The sequence below is a fragment of the Neptuniibacter marinus genome, from assembly GCF_965223595.1.
GTDB lineage: Bacteria > Pseudomonadota > Gammaproteobacteria > Pseudomonadales > Balneatricaceae > Neptuniibacter > Neptuniibacter marinus.
On record NZ_OZ245004.1, the window covers coordinates 2,714,071 to 2,731,703 of the forward strand.

Here is a 17,633-nt window from a genome sequence, read left to right on the forward strand (position 1 = left end):
TTTTATGTCTTTTTCTTCACTTAATCTTTCCGACTTCCTGTTAAATGCTTTAACGGATTTAGGTTACACCGAACCAACGCCAGTCCAACTGAAAGCCATTCCAGCGACGTTAGAAGGTAAAGATGTGCTGGCCGCAGCCGAAACAGGCTCAGGCAAAACTGCAGGGTTTGTGCTGCCTATACTGGAAAGGATGAAAGACTCAATTCCACCGCGTAGCAACCACGCTAACGTTTTAATACTGGTGCCTACCCGTGAATTAGCCGTTCAGGTTGAAGAAGCCGTTCAACAATATGCAAAATACTTCCCACGCAGATTAAAATCACTCGCTGTCTATGGCGGTGTATCTATCAATACTCAGATGCAAGCCATGCGTAGTGGTTGCGATATAGTTGTAGCCACCCCTGGGCGCTTAATCGATCTATTTAAACGTAACGCAATTGATCTACGCGCCGTACACAGCTTAGTGTTAGATGAAGCAGATCGTATGCTTGATTTAGGTTTTAGTGATGAATTAGATGATATTCTTGACGAACTCCCAGAGCAGCGACAAAATTTACTCTTCTCTGCTACGTTTCCACACAGTGTCCGGACCTTGACTCAAGAGATACTCAATAACCCTATTGAAATCTCGATTAAACAAGAAGCTACAATTCCTGAACAATTAGCACAACGCGCAATAGAGGTCGATCGTACCAATCGCACTATGCTGTTGAAGCACCTGATAAAAACAGAGAACTGGTCTCGCGTTTTAATTTTTGTTGCCAGTAAACGTACCGCCAACAATGTAATTTTAAAACTATCCCGTGCAGATATTAATGCACAAGCACTACACGGAGACTTAACTCAAGCAGAGCGCAGTGGCGCCTTAGCTGATTTTAAGTCAGGAAAATGTAAGATATTAGTGGCCACCGATCTCGCTGCACGCGGCATCGACATCCCTAATCTCCCTTGTGTGCTAAACTATGATTTACCCCGTTCGCCAGCAGACTATGTACACCGCATTGGACGTACTGGTCGCGCAGGCGAAATAGGCTTAGCACTCTCCTTCATCGACCATGAAGGTGACAGTCACTTTAAACTGATTGAAAAGCGCATTAAACAAACCCTTGAACGTGAGCAAATAGAAGGGTTTGAGCGCGATAGTATCGTCCCCATTGAGGTTCGAGAACAAAAAGGTCAAGCGCCGGTAAAAGGCAAACGCATGAGCAAAAAAGATAGAATCCGTGCTGCGGAAGCCGCTAAGAAAATTTGGGGCGAAAAATAACGTTCGATGTCGATCATAGCTAACAGGTAAATACAGCTATACAAATATTAACTTTTTAGGAATTACCTTTTAATGCTGGATAAAATTATTATCATACGAGACTACCTGAATGCAGTAAAAACTCGCTGCACCTACAATGCAGCGGCTCAAGCGCTGGGCATTAAACCGGCGGAATTTAAAAAATTACTGGATGAACGCAGTCCGGAAAATTCTTGGTTCGTCAATACGGGCGCTGGAGATCCAGTAGGATACTCCGATGATGAAAAGCACCCAGAACTTTATCGGACAACACGTATTATTAAGTCCGCTGAAGTTTTAACTCGAAACCTTGATCTGTAAAAACGCACTGGCATAGATAAATGGGGATACACCCCATTTATCAACATGCTCGACCCAACTCGATTGATACTCAGTATAGGCACTATGATGACAGGCAATAAGTTTAATGCCGACCAGATTCAAGCCCTTCTTGATGAGCTCAATACAACGGGTAGTGGCTGGCATATAGATAAAGGAAAAGTAACCAAACAATTTGTATTTAATGATTTCAGCACTGCATTCGGTTTTATGACCTTATGCGCCATCTACGCCGAAAAAATCAATCATCATCCCGAATGGTTTAATGTTTATAACAAGGTAAACGTTCAACTACTGACCCACGAAGTATCTGGAATCTCCGACAAAGATGCCGACCTTGCCAAACAAATGGATCTGTACGCATATAAACTGGCAAAACAGTAACTCTTCTTATCTCCCCCCCTTCAGTCCGAATAACTTTAGGCTATAAGCTTCACCCACAAAACTGGCACATAAATCGCTTTAGATAAGCTAACATAGATTATACCTTGAGCTTTGCCATGACCATTTATACAAATAACAGCTACAACACCGCTTATACTACGCCCTCTAAGGTGATAAATAGCTCTCTAACCACTAACAACCATGCGGTAAATCCTCACCCCCAAGGGGCAAAGGTTTACCCATCGATCAACAGTTCAAGCGTGACCTTATCTGATGAAGCCAAAGCGATGCAAACCAGCACAGCCGTTTATCAAATGGATACCGGAAGTGGTACGAAGGAGATCGACTTAGATAGCTACTTCACCCAATCCCCCTCAGTTAACGACTTAGCCTCTGGCGCATCTAATCTTCTCTTACCTAGTGCTAATAATGTATTGGCACTACAAAAACATATTTCTTCTGTCTTCCCCAACTTTTTAACTCAAAACAATATTCCTGAAGCGCCTCAAACCATTCAATTTGATGACCAAGGAAAATTGGTTCTACCTAATGATTATGCCTATACAGCGGAATTAACGACGGCATTCGAGCAACATCCCGAAATGCTTAAAACATTACAAACGGCTCACGCTTTATCCTCTCATGTAGCGGCGATTCAGGCGACTGAGCCTATGCGTGAAGCCTTAGCACAAGCTCAAACACAGTCGGAAGTGGATATTATTTTAGAAAATTTCTCTGCCTACTTAGGTGACAACCGCTCCCAAGCCTACCCTGAAATCAGCTTAGAATTTTCCAAGAATGGAGAGCTGAGTATCAACGCCGATGGCACATCATTAGTATGAAAAAGTGAAAGATCAAAAGGTGCTTAACATCTCTAGACTTCCTGTTAATCGCCTATATTCTCCCGTTATTACGAGCTTAATGGGTCTATATTTGTAAATTAATCAAGTTACATATATCCGCTTTGCACTTAAAATATGACTATAAAAACATCATAAAAATACAAAGAATCGGGGCGATCACAGAAATACTAAAGCACTTCCCGATCATATTGAGAAAGTGCTCATCTGGACTTTTCCATATATATAACGCATTAATAATCGCCGTTAATGGGATAGCGAAAATACCAATAAGGTAAGCAGCAAGCCCCGCCCAAGAACCATTGCCTGTATTTGTTTCTATCACAATAAAAACCACAAGCACCTGCAATAATGCAGGTAAAACCACACCAAAAAGATAACGCATTAGATCCCTTTACAACCGGCTTTGTTTATTCCACCACTGGACATTTAAAATCCGGCCCTTTAACGATTAGCACATCACAATCAACATCATCGACTACTTTTTCCATAGTGCTGCCCAACAGAAGACGATCGAACATACCTCGCGCCACCGCACCCATCACCAGCACATCGATACCTTTTTGCTCTGCATATTGGCTAATTACAGACTCCGCTTCGCCTTTTATAATATCAACCAATTCAGAATCAACGCTAAGACCAAACTCAGCTAGCAATCGATTACAACGTTTCACATGCTCTTTTTCTACTCGTTCTTGTAAAGCAGCATAATCTGTCACCATGTGCTCATCAAAAATAGCTTCGTGGGGTAATGTATTGAAACAGTGTAAAACACGTTGCTCACTTAGATTATCAGTGATAAACATTTGAGCCTTTTTTAAAATAACTTTATCTATCTTGCCTTGCTCATCACCTTGATGGAAGGGGTCCACACAGGCCGCTATACGGAGGATATCTTTCCAAGGTTTCTGTTTTACAAACAGTACAGGTACTGGGCTTTTCCTTGCAATCAGCCAGTCTATAGGCGCAAACAAATAGTGCCCTATTCCACGATGGGGCTGAACCCCATGTATTAAAAGATCAGGCTCAAAACGCAAGACTTTACGCAAAACACCCTCAACCTGATGGCGTTCCCAACACACATCAAAACTGACCTTAACGCCCGCAGCTTCTAGCCTCTCGGATAAGGCTTCTAGTTTCGCTTCCGTCTGACGAATATAAGCGTGCTCTGCTTTCTGCTCTGCCGCTTTATCAAACATATACCCTTGGGTAATCCCGCGGTTGTAACAACAATTAAACAACTCAATAACCGCTGAATGTTGCTTTGCTAGCAATATCGCTTTGTCTAATAAGCCTGCGTTGTCATATTTGAAATCGATATTAACCAGAATTTTATCCATATTCTCCCTCATCATAGGCTTAATCTTTCTTAGTTACGGACGTTGCACTCGAGGATAACTATTCAAAGTATAGATTCAATAGATGAAAGGTACCTTGATTGAAACATTTAACGACTGAATAAAAAAACTTTTATATTAGAAATTACTTATATATAATATTGAGATATAAATTAATCTTAATCTACACTTTCTGAAAACAGGAGGCTTTATGACTATCAATGCAGCCCTACGCTTAATGGCAGGCCTCGTTGTCCTTGCCAGCTTAGCACTCGGAACCTACGTGAATCCAAACTGGTATTACCTAACCGGCTTTGTTGGTTTGAATCTATTTCAATCCGCATTTACAGGTTGGTGTCCAGCCATACTTATCTTTCAAAAAATGGGGCTTAAAGCTGAACGCTGTAGCAGTGAAGGTGTCACCGTCAATCAAGCGGTTCATATTATCGCAGGGTCGGTAATCTTATTAACGGTAGCAGCGGTACTCTTCTTAAACCTAACACCTATGCTCCTAATCATCACCGCTATTATTGGTGTGAGTTTAAGCCAGTCAGCCTTCACTGGTTGGTGTCCAGCGATGATGATCGCAACAATGCTAGGCTGTAAAAAAACAGAAGGGGTTTAAACGCTCAAATAGCGCATTATAGTGACCTCAGATAGGGTCCCGTATAAAGCCTGTAACTTATGCCGAGTACCTTTATTCGGCTTTTTTATTGTTTAAGAACAATTTTTTTTCATTAACTGTCGTTACTTTTCGCTCACTGTCGTTACAATGGAGCAGTTGTTAACTCGGTTGGATTATAAATTTGTTTTTAAGACTTGCAGGCTTAATTTTGCCTTCTCTGCTACTACTTGGTGGTATGGGTCTTGTGCTGCCTATAGCCACTCAACTTAGCCACGAATATCAACAAATTTTATCCTTAACCCCCTACCCTGTCGCTTTTATTGTCGCACTACTAGGTTACTGGTTTAAAAGAAGCCAAATTTTGTTTACGGCCCTCAATTTAAGTGGCGCCTACTGGCTTATTCAACATGGTTTACAAACCAGTCTGAACCAACCTGATGCTTTTGTGTTATTCAGTAGCATATCGGTACTACTCCCTCTTCATATGGCATTAATCGCTATCTATAAAGAGCGAGGATTATTTACTCCTATAGGTATCATTAGAATCGCACTTATAGTTTTCAGCTATCTCACCCTTTATTTAAGTTGGGCCAACGGCTCTATAGGGCTTTATTTAGCTGATCTACCGATGAGCATGCTAGAGATGCTGTTCCATAAATATTACCTAAGTGAAGCCGCCGCTATTACTTTTACGGTCTGTTTTATTCCGGTAGTACTCTCTTTTACGATACGTAAAACTTATACAGATGCGGCCCTACTTGCTTCATTTATCTCAGCATTAATCATGTTAAGTTACTTCGATAAACCTCTTATCTCAGCCCTGTTTGTATCTGCCAGTCTAATTGCCCTAGCGATTTCAATAATGCAAAACTCTTATCAGATGGCTTTTATTGATGAATTAACCGCGATTCCCGCCCGTAGAGCCCTGCAAGATAAATTAGCAACCTTAGGTAAACGCTATACCTTAGCCATGTGTGATATTGATCACTTTAAAAAGTTTAATGACACCTACGGGCATGACGTAGGTGATCAGGTTTTAAAAATGGTTGCAGCAAAGCTAAATCAAGTCACCGGTGGCGGCAAAGCCTATAGGTATGGGGGGGAAGAGTTCACCTTAGTTTTCCCTGGTAAAAACGAGGAGGAAGCACTCCCTTATATAGAGCAGCTCAGGGAAACAATCGCCAATTATCCGATGCATATCCGTAATCAAGATCGTCCAAAAGATAATGATCAGGGCCAACAACAGCGCCATAAACGCGATAAAAGTGAAGTAGTCAGTGTCCAGATAAGTATTGGTATTTGTGAAAAAACAGCGGACTTAGCCGATGCCCAAGCCGTTATAAAAAAAGCGGATGAGGCACTATATGCATCGAAGAAAAACGGTCGTAACTGCTCTACAACGGTCCATTACAAACCTAAGCCAAAACCAACCCGTCGTGGGCAGCGAAAAGATTACGCTTAATAAATTCGCCTCATACTCAGTCTACCAAGCATATTAGTAGCTCCACCTCAGCCGTGCATATATATTCGATGCATCTTCAAACTGGCCAAAAAAAGTATGGGGCTGCTCTCCGCCAAAAATATTTCCACCTAAGGTTAAATTCACCTGATCATTAAAGCGGTATTTAACTGAGGGGCGGTGATAGTAGTCTTGGTCTGTAGGCGAATAAAAGCTAAACCAGTTAAGTGTTAAATTGTCCTGCATCGCTCTATAGGTCAAGCGAAGAGTCCATAATTCCCGATGCTCATCAGGGCGATATATAGAACCACCGTCATTAGCTGCCAGCGCATCGTAGTCAAGTATATGTTCAAAATAGTATTGAACGCCTAAGTTCAGTTTCGAAATTAACTCCTGCTCATAGCCCATTAAAAAACGAATCTGACTATTTGGAATTAAAGGGTCGCTTCCTCCATCATCAACGCTGTTGTACCACGCTAATTCAGTATGACCTATACCACTAGCAATATTCGTACGAAGGCTAGCACCTAAACTTGTTAACGGGCTGAAATAAGGCTGATTATTACTATTAATGGCATTAGGTTGTTTCCAAAAGCCGCGATAGCCATACAATGCCCACTCTGTACTACGACCACTAAGTATTTGGCTACGCCCATAAATACGCGCTGAAAACTCACCATGACTGAAGCTCTCACTTGGCTCTTCCGGTACGAGCTTTCCGTTAGGTGCGGCTACTTGTGTTCCCACCCTCGGTGAAAAATAGGAAAAGCGCTCACCTGAAATAAAATTATCGCTGTTAAATATAGGTGTCCAAACAAAATCAATATTCGCTTTTTCCCCATAAGCAGACAGTTTTATACTAGACGAAGGCGCCTTCAAATACTCATCATCTCGACCAGCAAAAAAAGATACCCAATCTTTAGCAAACAGGTCATTTAAAAAGACTAGATCCCCAGTACCCCAAGTTAAAACTTGATGCCCCGCTCTCACATCAACATTATCCGCCAGGGAAAACTCCGCCACAGCTTCCCGTAGATAGATATCTAAACCACTCTCAACCCCATCAGCATATAGGTCTACTTTACCGCTCAGGCGCAAGTCACCTTGATAACTTTCCGCTTCAACTCGGGCACGCACCTCTGCCAAGCTTAAATCATCACTTATTAACGCATCATCACTCACTCGGCTACCGACAGCGGTTTCGATAAAGCCATGTACTATAGCCCCTTGTTTCTCCTCTTCGCCCCAAGCGTCATCCCCCCAATCATCTGCCGCATAAAGTAGAGATGAGAGCGAGAAGGTTACAACCGTAAATATAAGCCTTGCTTGGGCTATTTTAGACTTCATTACTGTCCTCTCTGCAACCATTCACGTGGTGGCTTACGCAATGAGCGCTCACTAAATACAGCCTGATCCATACCTAGATCATAGTTTTGAAAACGAAACTCTAAGGTAGTTGAACCGCCGCTACGCAGATCAGAAACTTTTGATTTAGTTACCGTTTCATGGCCTTGAATAAGTGCGCTAGAAAGAACCTCTACACGTCGATAGACTGTATCGTTCTCATCCCTATATTCTATTTTTTCCGGCAAGAAGTTAGCTTTGCTAATCCAAGCAATATACCGACTAAATTCAGCACTATTTGTATCTAGAGGTTTATTCTCTATCACATAATGTTTATCTGTAGTTTCCAGTAACTGATGGCTATCTTCCCTTATGCTACGCCCCGATACATCTTCATAAAAATAGTGGGAGCCAACAAAACTTGTACGTTTATCACCGGCCGAAATACGTTTTACTAAATCTAAGCCAGGAAGATATAACCAACGATCGTCATCCCCACCCGGCTTTTTAGCCACAAGAAATACGGTATTGCGTACATCGGATGGACGACTAAATACAACGAGAAAGTCTTGTTCACCACCCTCTTCTCGATCACGACGTAAAATAGTAAATTGCCGCTTTTGTTCTCTACCTTGAGCATCTTTAATTAACATTCGCGCTTCCGAACGACCATCATTACCCGCGTAGTAAGAGACCAGATTAGCTTTGGACACTATCTCATCTGCATTAGTTAAGTCCGCCGCATAAACATTGTTGAAAACACTAAGGACAGCCACAACAAACAGCGACGTTATGGAGATTAACTTAAACATTACCTTTCTCCTGTTTACTTTTTTAATAAATCATTTTCTGATACTGAAAAAAGCTTATCTTTATTTTTAATGCCGTTAATTACAGCGGGTAATAAGACCACGGTAACTACAGCAGAAACAGCCATAATCATCGCGAGGAAAAAACCGACGGTGATATAAGGCACTAAAGGTGCAAATAATAAAGGGGTGAAGCCTATCGCCACGACAACCGCATTTCGGCTAATAGCTCGAGCGGGACCTTTGTACATTTCATCAACGGTTTCAGGCCAACTACCTGTTTGCTGATAGGTTGCCCGACAACGCTCCAAAAAGTGAATAGCGAAATCCACTGATAACCCTAAAGTTAGGGCGGAGAGAACAGCGATCGGCATATCATAATCTTTACCGACAAAACCGATCAGACCATAAATAAATAAAATCGTGACCGTCAAAGGCAGCATCGCTAATAAGCCGAGTTTTATTGAGCGAAACAGAACAAACATCATCACCAGCACCATAAAAAACGCACTCGTAAGACTGCTTAACATGCCAGTTACCATCTGCTCCTGCCAAACCACATTGATATAAGTTAAACCGGCCCAGTTCATCTCAACATTTTCAGGGAGAGGATGTAGAGCTACATAATCATCTACAAGCTGAATAACCCGACTCATCTCCTGATTATCACCGCTCTTAAGTTGTAGCCATAGTGCAGTCGAATTGTAGTCAGGTGTCACCATATGCCATAGATCATCGGGACGATGAGAGGATTGAAAACTTAAAATAGTTTGTGCCGCAGCATTACTGCTTTCTGGCAGTTTGTACTGGCTAGAATCGCCCCCTTGCAACTCCCTAAATACAGTTTTCAATAAGGTAACAAGGGAGTTACTTTTCCCGATTAACTCGGAATCATTTAAAAATAACTGGAGGTCATCCAAATAAGCTAATGCTTCGGGCGTTAGAAAATATTTACTTTCAGATTGCGCTTTCTCTACAGTATCTAATAGAGCTAACCAACTCGCTTCATTAGCACTATCCTCATAAGCAGCATCATCTAATTCGAAGGTAAGCTTTTGTAGCAAAGCACTGTACTCTTCACTATCAAGCGAATCTAAAATCTCATCTAACTTAGCAACAACTCCTTCTGCATTTTCACGCGTATTTACCTGTTTGCGTAAATACGCAAGGAAAGCCGTTTTCTGCTGATCCAAGCCGGTTCGCTCCAAAACTAAGAAGGCATCATAGGTACCGGAAAAGTGTTCATTCATCACTTTATCGGCGATACGAAGTCGGTGATCCTCTTTAAACCAGCGCACGGGATTATCATTAATCTGAATGGTTGTTAATCCATAAATTGACACTAACGCTACACCGACAAACATGACCACCAAGGCTTTAGATTTAGCGATGGAGAAACGCCCGGTAATGGACAGCAAGCGACTCAACAGGCTAGCATCATCCTCATGCACCTGCTCCGAAATAGAATGATCTTTAAGTGCAGCCAAGCGTTGAGGCGATAAACTAACAATATAGGCAGGCACCAAAGTCACGGTTAAAACAAAAGCAAGCAAAATACCAAAAGCCACATGTAGGCCAAAAATCTGCACAGGGGGAATTGGCGTAAATGCTAATGAAGCAAAACCGACAGCTGATGTAATTGACGTATAAAACATCGGTGTAAATAGATGCCCTATCACCTCTCTTAACGCAGCTTTAGGTTTATCTCCCGGTTTATAGCGATCTGAAAATTCAGACAATATATGAACAGAATCAACAACGGCGATAGGCATCAGAAAAATAGGGATCATCGAGCTCATAATATGGACGGTATAGCCCTGCCCAATCAATAGACCCATCGTAATAATGACCGCTGCCAATGCAACAAGCATCGGTGCGGTAATCAATAACATGGAACGGAAAAACACCCACATTAGAATAAAGATCATCAACCCTGCTAAAGGAGCAGAGATCGCCATCTGAATGAACATCTCGACACCAAAAGTATCTTCAGCAACGGGAAGGCCAGCCATATAAAACTCATTCCCAGAATCAGGATGCTTTGCCTGTAACTGATCAATAACAACCTGAATCTCTTGAGATAAACGGTAACTTTCAGATTTACTTTCAATGGGTATATAAATACCTGCCGCTTCGCCATCACCAGAGACAAGTGTATTTTGTAGTAGAGGTAGGTTTTCGACCGATGCTTTTATTTGATCAGCCTGCAGTTGCGTTGTCGGTGCCGATTTCATCATCCATTCAAAACGAATAGTACCCGGCTGATCAACCGACTGACTTATATTATCCACCGTATCCAACGACATCAGATCTTGACGGATAACCCCCTGCATAGACTGAACTGCAGCGGAAAGCTGATGCAGATCTTGCAAAGTTTGTGGATTATAAATCCCCTGCTCACTTTCGGTATTAACGACACCAACAATAATAGAGTCATAGAGCGAAAACCGTTTTTTAACATTGTCATGAAAAACACGATCAACCTGATCATGGGGCAACATATTTTCCGGATCTGTATCTACCTTAATGCTCGGTATTTGTAGACCCGCCAGTACAACTAAAGCAATAATCATCAGAAAAACCGACTTAGGTTTTTCCATCGCCAAAGCAACCAGCCGCGTTTTAAACCCCATTGAGCACCCCTATAGTGTGAAGCTTATAGTAAATAAACATCAATTATATTAGTATAAACTAATATTGCAATATATTAAGGCTCTATAAAACTAAGACTAGACTAAGGTGCAGAGGTTAAATTATGCCCTATACTGACAGCAATATATTAGAAAATTGCGAAAAAGCAGCAAACTAGGTAAGATGAGATCAGTTATAAAAAACTATATATTAATAACTATAAGTTGATAATAATTAATAGCAGTAACGCTGGCGTGAGCGGTATGGAAACTACATTTCCAACATTAATAGTTAAGCGCTTCGGAGTATAATTTTGAACGATTCAACTGTGGCATCACTTGATGCAGAAACCCTTGAAATGATGAAAGATAATGCGGGCAAAGCAGCGCAATTAATGAAGGCGCTCGGCAACGAAAGTCGGTTGTTGATCCTATGCTACCTCGATGGGAAAGAGCTTTCTGTTACAGCGTTGAACAATTGTTTAGATTTAAGTCAGTCAGCACTCTCTCAACACCTTGCTGTACTTCGTAAAGATGGGTTAGTTAAAACCCGCCGAGAGTCACAAACCATCTATTACTCTTTACAAGGTGATACCGCAAAACGCATTATCCATACCCTTCATGAGATGTTTTGCCCAACCATTTAAAACTCAAATTTGTGCGCTGGTTTATCTGGCGCCTCAAACAACGAAAGCTCCATTTAATTTAATCGTTCTTAATTACATAGACTGAGATATTCATCTCATCTATCCCACTATAGGTGCATTTTCCTAGCTAATCATAAAGTTCATTAATAAAATTCACATTCACTAGAATGATAATCTAACAACTAACTGTTAGAGTAATAAGTTCTTTATACTGTAAAAAAAATGAATAGCGTATCTATCAATCTAGAAAAAATGCTATTACTTAGAAAATCTCTAAAAATAAGTTTTATTATTAGTGTATTTCTTTGTTTCCTAATAACTTTTCATTTAAAAGATAAAATCGCTTATAACGAACTTATCTTATGGCTAACACTCAACTTAGGCATACTTTTTTCCCGCCTCTTATTTGTTCTTATTTTTAATGAAAAAAGGCATATAACCGAAAATATTACAATAAAGCTAATATTTTTTAGGGTAGGTGTTTTCTTATCCGGCGCAATATGGGGATGGTGTGGTTATTTCTTTGCTGCCCAGGTTCCCTTAGATTCACAGTTATACATCTCAATGATGTTGGCGGGTTTATTCGCGGGAGCATCCTCCTCTTTATCAGTCGATAAACTCTCAATAATATCCTTTATCATACCAACAATAGCGCCCAATATTCTTCACTACCTAACCTCAGAGCAAGCCACCTCTACAGGTATGGCTTTAATGTTATCTTTATTCTCTATATTCATTATCTATGCCGCCTTACTACAAGGAAAAAATATAATAGAAAACATTGAGTTAAGAATAAGATCAAGTGAAAGCGAAAAGAAGATACAACACCTAGCATTTTACGATTCACTAACGGGCCTACCTAATAGGTCTTTATTTAATGACCGTTTTGACCAATTATTGCGTACAGAGATGCGAGAGCAGCATTCTATTGCTATCCTTTTTATTGATTTAGATGGTTTTAAAGCTATAAACGATTCTTATGGTCATGGGGTTGGAGATGAACTATTAAAAATAATTGCACAACGTTTTAAGCGCATACTTAGAAGCCACGACACTGTTTCTCGAATGGGAGGGGATGAGTTTGTTATCATCCTGCAAAAAATACAGGTAAGAAAAGATGTGATACATATCGCGGAAAAATTGCTAAGAGAGACAGCTAAACCTATCCCAATAGCAGGTAACACTATTAAAATTTCATCCAGTATAGGTATTGCCATTTATCCAGAACATGGAACCGATAAAGAAACCTTAATCCGAAATGCGGATAACGCGATGTATTTAGCTAAACAGAAAGGGAAAAACAATATCCAAATCCATCACCCTAATACCGCCCATTTAGACAAACAGTTCACTCCTGTGAGCAATAACTCTTAAAAACTCGTCCTATACCCTATGACTTAACGAGGTAGGTTTAAACGTAAACGCTGCCAATCCTCGGTAGGTTCATTTAACATCATTTTCATATCAACAACCTCCTCTTCGGAATTATAATTATTTGCAAAACCTAACTTTTTAGCTAAATTTTGCATACCTTTGTTATTTGGCAAGGTGGAGCCTGTAATTTGCAAAGTACCACGGCTTTTACAATATTGAATAACCTTATTCATAAGCGCAACACCTAAGCCTTCGCCCTGCAGATCATCACGTATAACAACACTAAACTCAGCTTGTACATTATCAGCGTCTGTAACTGCACGGACTACACCTAAGGTTTCCATCCCTTCCCCATCTTCCCGTGGGGCTGTAATAATGAAAGCCATCTCTCGGTCATAATCAATCTGAGTCCAGTTAGCCAGTTCTTGATGTGTTGGGATACCGCGACTGTAAAAATAGCGTAGACGTATAGATTGAGGACTCAGCTTATTGTAAAACTCAAGGTGGTTAGGCTCATCCTCGCCACGAATTGCGCGAATAATGGCCTTACGACCTGAACGCTTAAGGCTTATTTTTTCAGTTAGATGCTCAGGGTATGGAGAGATCGACAAACAGCCCGCTTTAGCTGAAAGCGAGACGGCAACGTCCATCACTAGCAAACCACTTTTATTAACCAACATTGGGTTAATCTCTAACCCTTTAAGATTAGGTAGATCAACAATCATCTCAGATAATTTAAGCAGTAAATTAGCCAGTTGCTGTAGATCCAGTTCAGGACGGTAACTATTTTCTTCAATGATCTGACAAAGCCGAGATTGACTAATCAACTCTGAGGCCAAAGCAAGATTTAAAGGGGGTAGCATGACATGGCGATCAGCTAAAACATCCACGGTATGTCCACCGACACCAAAAAATATTACCGGTCCAAACGTTGGATCTCTAGTGATTCCCACATTAATTTGTAACGATTGGAAACCCCGCTTCATCTGCTGAACACAAAAGCCCATCAAATGCTCTACTGGGTAAATCTCTCCCATCCTATAGGAGAGCTGCGTCGTTGCATGCTCAACTTCCGCACTCGAAAATAGATCTTGCACAACCTCTTTCCAACGCTGGCGGCCTGTATCGTCATAACTGAATGGATAAACATTATGTTTATGCAATGCTTTAACTTGCACTGAGCCCTCTATTTTTGGGGCGCATTTCACTACATCATCAATGCTGTCACAATAAAAAGTATTAGCGACAGGAATGTCATATAAATCTAATAGCTCAATCGCTTCCTCATGCCGCAAATAATCCCGCTCTTCTGTCAATGCATCTTGGACAAGCTGCCTAGCACGAATATGATGAGGGCTACTTTGCTCCATATAAGGGGGTGGAGTCTGGCGCATCACGTCCTGATTACGGTGGAAGTCTACCATATGCATAAAAGCATCCACCGATTCTTCAGGCGTTAAAAAAGTTGATATGCCGGCAGAGTTACAATGATTACGGGCCTCAATAGCAGTCGCTCGCCCCATAAAACAGGTTAAAATATTGCGTGGTGTTTTTTTAGCAATCTGTATCACAGCATCAGCCGTTTCAACGGAAGAAGCCATACGTGTCGGCGCATGTAACATCAAAACCGCATCAACATTTTTATCTTTTGTTAATAATCGTACCGCTTCGGCAAAACGTTCCGGACGCGCATCAGAATTAAGGTCAACAGGGTTTGAACGGTTCCAATGGGTAGGCAGTATCTCAGCCAGTGCATCGAGCGTCTCATCCGTTAATTCCGCAAGTTTACCTCTATGTTTAAATAACTGTTCTGTTGCTAACGCATTTGGACCTGTGCCATTACATAGAATAGCCAATCGTTCGCCACGCATAGGCTTCATACGTGTCAGCGTTTCTAATGCATTAAAAAGCTCATCAGACCTTTTAACTCGAACAACACCCGCTCGCCGTAGTGCAGCATCATAAACAAGGTCATCATCATAGATGCCTTCAGCTAATTGAGTCGCAGATTTTGCACCGATAAATGTATCGTTTTTTAACACAAGTACTAACTTGTTACGCGAAGCAGAACGCACCGCAGAGATAAAATCCCGTGCAGACCCATCCACACGGTTTAGCTGTAATAATATGGCATGGGTATATGGATCTTGTGCGAGGTAATCGATCACCGAAGGAAGATCTACATCAGCGCCATCACCCAAGGTCAAAAAATGAGAAAAACCGATCTCTTGACCTGTTGCCCAATCGATCATAGCGGTACCTAAAATACCCGACTGGCCGATATAAGCGACTTTTCCTTTAAGTATATTTACATGAGAATAACTGGCATTCATATTATGACCAGGGACAAGCATCCCCATACAGTCAGGCCCCATGATTCTTATGCCGTAAGGTTTAGCCGCTTCCCGAACTTCATCACGCAATGATCGATGGGTTTCATCATTCATCATCGACAAACCACCGGTTAAAATCATCGCGGCCTTAACCATACTCACGCCTAAGCCACGAATAAGGTCTGCAACAGTTTCCGGTGGTGAACAAACAATGGCTAAATCTGGCATTTCAGGCAGATCTGATAGGGTTTTAAAACAAGATACGCCATGTACCTCGTCGTATTCATGACGGTTAACTGCGTAAAGAGATCCCTTAAAACCACTTTCTAGCAGGTTTTGAATAACAATACCGCCCATGCTGTCTTCTCTGGCAGATGCACCAAAAACAGCAATAGAAGCTGGTTTAAAAAAACGTTTGAGATACTTAGTAGCCACGCACTGAAATCCTCTATCAATATCTCATTATCTTATACTTTTTTGCACTGCAGCAAAATAGCTTTTCTATACCAAAGTATAATTAACATCTAAATTTTACGACTTTCTTACAAAAGCAAGGTCGGACCAACTTTACAAAGTTTAGAGTAGCTAAGTGGAAAGTTGTTTACCACATAGATGCCATTTCTCCTCATCTAATCCTCCAACAGCATAATCGCCACTTTCCTCCCAAGACATACCCTATCACTAAAAGAATTCTTATCAGGCGGTGCAGCCCTACTTTTTCTTGACAAAAATAGTCTCGACTCTACTTTCCTATTTTGAAATATGTACCATAATCAGGCTATATATAAACTCAATTGGTGAGGCATTGCGATGAGCCAACAACGCCCCGTTAGTAATGAGCCAGATTCAGCAATTGATCTGGAAGATTGGATGAGCGATGACCTTGACTCAGTACAAGTCGACTCAACTATCCATAAAAAAGACAGTATTAATCCAGACAAGCGTCGACGCTTGGAGGCTATGCGTGAAGAACGAGAATTAATGAAAGATATCAAAGATGTATTTGATGATTGGTATGATGACTAACTGACTTTATATCCAACCCGTTTTGAGCGCGGGCTGAACCACCAGCCCGCGCTATATTTAGCGCGATGAACGGCAAAAAAATCATGTAATCATCCCTAGTCCCAAATACTTTACAACCCTAATGCCATAAAACCTGACTTTCTATCCATCTGATTGATAGAATAGCCTTATGCTGACTATATCAAACCGTATATCCATCCCTCTCAAGGAAATCGAATTTAAAGCGATCCGAGCCCAAGGCTGCGGTGGTCAAAACGTGAATAAAGTTTCTAGCGCTATTCATCTCCGCTTTGATATCAAACGCTCCTCCTTACCCGATTTTTTTAAAGACCGTTTATTAGCCTACCAAGATCAAAGGATCACTGCGGATGGTGTAATAGTTATAAAAGCACAAAGTTTTAGAGATCAGGAACGCAATAAAGAGAACTCTCTACTACGCTTACGACAGCTAATTAAAACCGCGACAACACTCGAGAAACAACGGCGGGCAACAAAACCCACACGCAGCTCGCAAAGAAAAAGAATGGACAAAAAGAATAAGCGGGGACAAATTAAAAAAGGCCGGGGAAAAGTCGACTTTTAACCCTCCCCCTAAATATGTGTTAAGCCAATCGTGTTAAATCTACATCTAACTGCAGGTCACCCACTGTGACATAAAGCTGCTCTTCACTAATCGTAATAGTCAGCTCCATATTTCGGCCGCATAACTCACTTAAACGATCCACCTGAGCAGCAGGGAAGCTATAGATCTCGGTTTTAGGTAACCCCATAAGTGCCTCAGAATGCTTAGCCCACCATATATCTACTTCTGAGCCATAAGCATAGAGTTTGACTTGATCAGCTCGGCTAACGCCTTTACGTATCCGCTCAGGCGAAGCTTGTCCAACTTCAATCCAACAACTCACAGAATTATCTGGACGTTTAATCCATAGATCAGGTTCATCATTAGCTGACAAACCTTTACTGAAAGAAAGGTCCTGATCATAGTTAAGCGCATAAGCCAATAACCGCACCATCATACGAACAGACGTTTCTGATGGATGTAAAGCTAAGGTCAACTTCTCCGTGGTATATATATCCCGATTCATATCAATCAGGTTCAACGTTGTTTTATAGATAGTCGGTTTTAACGCCATGGGAGGGAACCTATAGATAATTATGAACGCCCACAAACAAGGACATTT

The 17,633-nt window shown here is 41.3% G+C and carries 17 protein-coding genes; 10 read left to right on the forward strand and 7 right to left on the reverse strand.

Going from position 1 to position 17,633, the window contains the following annotated elements:
- The first annotated feature begins 4 nt into the window (after positions 1-4).
- From ACOQOE_RS12835 to ACOQOE_RS12850, 4 genes are all read left to right on the forward strand, one after another.
- Positions 5-1,264 carry a DEAD/DEAH box helicase gene (locus ACOQOE_RS12835; protein ID WP_067863771.1) on the forward strand — a complete coding sequence of 420 codons (1,260 nt, stop codon included), beginning with the start codon at positions 5-7 and terminating at the stop codon, positions 1,262-1,264.
- Positions 1,265-1,336: 72 nt separating this feature from the next.
- Positions 1,337-1,603 carry a hypothetical protein gene (locus ACOQOE_RS12840; protein WP_067863768.1) on the forward strand — a complete coding sequence of 89 codons (267 nt, stop codon included), beginning with the start codon at positions 1,337-1,339 and terminating at the stop codon, positions 1,601-1,603.
- Between the two features lie 84 nt (positions 1,604-1,687).
- Positions 1,688-2,005 carry a 4a-hydroxytetrahydrobiopterin dehydratase gene (locus ACOQOE_RS12845; protein WP_420554187.1) on the forward strand — a complete coding sequence of 106 codons (318 nt, stop codon included), beginning with the start codon at positions 1,688-1,690 and terminating at the stop codon, positions 2,003-2,005.
- 116 nt (positions 2,006-2,121) lie between these two features.
- Positions 2,122-2,847 carry a hypothetical protein gene (locus tag ACOQOE_RS12850; RefSeq protein WP_420554188.1) on the forward strand — a complete coding sequence of 242 codons (726 nt, stop codon included), beginning with the start codon at positions 2,122-2,124 and terminating at the stop codon, positions 2,845-2,847.
- Positions 2,848-2,986: 139 nt separating this feature from the next.
- Here the strand turns inward: ACOQOE_RS12850 and ACOQOE_RS12855 are convergent, their stop codons facing one another.
- Both ACOQOE_RS12855 and ACOQOE_RS12860 read right to left on the reverse strand, forming a co-directional pair.
- Entirely contained in the window at positions 2,987-3,250 is a 264-nt protein-coding gene (locus tag ACOQOE_RS12855) for a hypothetical protein (protein WP_067863758.1), read from the reverse strand.
- Between the two features lie 25 nt (positions 3,251-3,275).
- Positions 3,276-4,205 (reverse strand): universal stress protein, encoded by a 930-nt coding sequence (locus ACOQOE_RS12860; protein ID WP_420554189.1) that lies wholly within the window; start codon positions 4,203-4,205, stop codon positions 3,276-3,278.
- A 208-nt stretch (positions 4,206-4,413) separates the two neighbouring features.
- Between ACOQOE_RS12860 and ACOQOE_RS12865 the strand changes: the two genes are divergently transcribed.
- Both ACOQOE_RS12865 and ACOQOE_RS12870 read left to right on the forward strand, forming a co-directional pair.
- Complete coding sequence (locus ACOQOE_RS12865) at positions 4,414-4,827, forward strand: YgaP family membrane protein (RefSeq protein ID WP_067863752.1); 414 nt, start codon at positions 4,414-4,416, stop codon at positions 4,825-4,827.
- Positions 4,828-5,008: 181 nt separating this feature from the next.
- Complete coding sequence (locus tag ACOQOE_RS12870) at positions 5,009-6,289, forward strand: GGDEF domain-containing protein (RefSeq protein ID WP_067863749.1); 1,281 nt, start codon at positions 5,009-5,011, stop codon at positions 6,287-6,289.
- 33 nt (positions 6,290-6,322) lie between these two features.
- Here the strand turns inward: ACOQOE_RS12870 and ACOQOE_RS12875 are convergent, their stop codons facing one another.
- Genes ACOQOE_RS12875 through ACOQOE_RS12885 form a run of 3 tightly spaced genes read right to left on the reverse strand, consistent with a single transcriptional unit; the run spans position 6,323 to position 11,072 of the window.
- Complete coding sequence (locus ACOQOE_RS12875; RefSeq protein ID WP_067863746.1) at positions 6,323-7,633, reverse strand: hypothetical protein; 1,311 nt, start codon at positions 7,631-7,633, stop codon at positions 6,323-6,325.
- A complete protein-coding gene (locus tag ACOQOE_RS12880) occupies positions 7,633-8,442 on the reverse strand; it encodes an outer membrane lipoprotein-sorting protein (RefSeq protein ID WP_420554190.1) in 810 nt (269 codons plus the stop codon). The genes ACOQOE_RS12875 and ACOQOE_RS12880 overlap by 1 nt, the downstream gene beginning before the upstream one ends.
- 14 nt (positions 8,443-8,456) lie before the next feature.
- Positions 8,457-11,072, reverse strand: a complete 2,616-nt coding sequence (locus tag ACOQOE_RS12885; RefSeq protein ID WP_420554191.1) for an efflux RND transporter permease subunit — start codon at positions 11,070-11,072, stop codon at positions 8,457-8,459.
- Between the two features lie 359 nt (positions 11,073-11,431).
- On the opposite strand from ACOQOE_RS12885, the gene ACOQOE_RS12890 reads away from it, so the two are divergent.
- Positions 11,432-11,716: an ArsR/SmtB family transcription factor gene (locus ACOQOE_RS12890; RefSeq protein ID WP_082792353.1), complete on the forward strand. Its 285-nt coding sequence runs from the start codon at positions 11,432-11,434 to the stop codon at positions 11,714-11,716.
- Between the two features lie 222 nt (positions 11,717-11,938).
- Positions 11,939-13,090 (forward strand): diguanylate cyclase domain-containing protein, encoded by a 1,152-nt coding sequence (locus ACOQOE_RS12895; RefSeq protein WP_420554192.1) that lies wholly within the window; start codon positions 11,939-11,941, stop codon positions 13,088-13,090.
- A gap of 23 nt (positions 13,091-13,113) precedes the next feature.
- Here the strand turns inward: ACOQOE_RS12895 and ACOQOE_RS12900 are convergent, their stop codons facing one another.
- The gene (locus tag ACOQOE_RS12900; RefSeq protein ID WP_067863731.1) at positions 13,114-15,858 is read right to left on the reverse strand and encodes a bifunctional acetate--CoA ligase family protein/GNAT family N-acetyltransferase; all 2,745 of its coding nucleotides are present in this window, start codon (positions 15,856-15,858) and stop codon (positions 13,114-13,116) included.
- Between the two features lie 375 nt (positions 15,859-16,233).
- Here ACOQOE_RS12900 and ACOQOE_RS12905 point away from each other — a divergent pair, with 375 nt between their 5' ends.
- Complete coding sequence (locus tag ACOQOE_RS12905; RefSeq protein ID WP_067863728.1) at positions 16,234-16,449, forward strand: PA3496 family putative envelope integrity protein; 216 nt, start codon at positions 16,234-16,236, stop codon at positions 16,447-16,449.
- Positions 16,450-16,618: 169 nt separating this feature from the next.
- Complete coding sequence (arfB, locus tag ACOQOE_RS12910; RefSeq protein WP_420554193.1) at positions 16,619-17,032, forward strand: alternative ribosome rescue aminoacyl-tRNA hydrolase ArfB; 414 nt, start codon at positions 16,619-16,621, stop codon at positions 17,030-17,032.
- 19 nt (positions 17,033-17,051) lie between these two features.
- Here the strand turns inward: arfB and ACOQOE_RS12915 are convergent, their stop codons facing one another.
- On the reverse strand, positions 17,052-17,585 hold the full coding sequence (locus ACOQOE_RS12915) for a YaeQ family protein (RefSeq protein ID WP_420554194.1): 534 nt from the start codon (positions 17,583-17,585) through the stop codon (positions 17,052-17,054).
- Positions 17,586-17,633: the final 48 nt, after the last annotated feature.

What these genes read in the sequence shown, in the direction of transcription:
- ACOQOE_RS12915 (WP_420554194.1), bottom strand. Translation starts at nt 17,585, where the DNA reads ATGGCGTTAAAACCGACTATCTATAAAACAACGTTGAACCTGATTGAT.
- ACOQOE_RS12905 (WP_067863728.1), top strand. Translation starts at nt 16,234, where the DNA reads ATGAGCCAACAACGCCCCGTTAGTAATGAGCCAGATTCAGCAATTGAT.
- ACOQOE_RS12850 (WP_420554188.1), top strand. Translation starts at nt 2,122, where the DNA reads ATGACCATTTATACAAATAACAGCTACAACACCGCTTATACTACGCCC.
- ACOQOE_RS12840 (WP_067863768.1), top strand. Translation starts at nt 1,337, where the DNA reads ATGCTGGATAAAATTATTATCATACGAGACTACCTGAATGCAGTAAAA.
- ACOQOE_RS12895 (WP_420554192.1), top strand. Translation starts at nt 11,939, where the DNA reads ATGAATAGCGTATCTATCAATCTAGAAAAAATGCTATTACTTAGAAAA.
- ACOQOE_RS12890 (WP_082792353.1), top strand. Translation starts at nt 11,432, where the DNA reads ATGAAAGATAATGCGGGCAAAGCAGCGCAATTAATGAAGGCGCTCGGC.
- ACOQOE_RS12835 (WP_067863771.1), top strand. Translation starts at nt 5, where the DNA reads ATGTCTTTTTCTTCACTTAATCTTTCCGACTTCCTGTTAAATGCTTTA.
- ACOQOE_RS12855 (WP_067863758.1), bottom strand. Translation starts at nt 3,250, where the DNA reads ATGCGTTATCTTTTTGGTGTGGTTTTACCTGCATTATTGCAGGTGCTT.
- ACOQOE_RS12875 (WP_067863746.1), bottom strand. Translation starts at nt 7,633, where the DNA reads ATGAAGTCTAAAATAGCCCAAGCAAGGCTTATATTTACGGTTGTAACC.
- arfB (WP_420554193.1), top strand. Translation starts at nt 16,619, where the DNA reads ATGCTGACTATATCAAACCGTATATCCATCCCTCTCAAGGAAATCGAA.
- ACOQOE_RS12860 (WP_420554189.1), bottom strand. Translation starts at nt 4,205, where the DNA reads ATGGATAAAATTCTGGTTAATATCGATTTCAAATATGACAACGCAGGC.
- ACOQOE_RS12885 (WP_420554191.1), bottom strand. Translation starts at nt 11,072, where the DNA reads ATGGGGTTTAAAACGCGGCTGGTTGCTTTGGCGATGGAAAAACCTAAG.
- ACOQOE_RS12865 (WP_067863752.1), top strand. Translation starts at nt 4,414, where the DNA reads ATGACTATCAATGCAGCCCTACGCTTAATGGCAGGCCTCGTTGTCCTT.
- ACOQOE_RS12880 (WP_420554190.1), bottom strand. Translation starts at nt 8,442, where the DNA reads ATGTTTAAGTTAATCTCCATAACGTCGCTGTTTGTTGTGGCTGTCCTT.
- ACOQOE_RS12845 (WP_420554187.1), top strand. Translation starts at nt 1,688, where the DNA reads ATGATGACAGGCAATAAGTTTAATGCCGACCAGATTCAAGCCCTTCTT.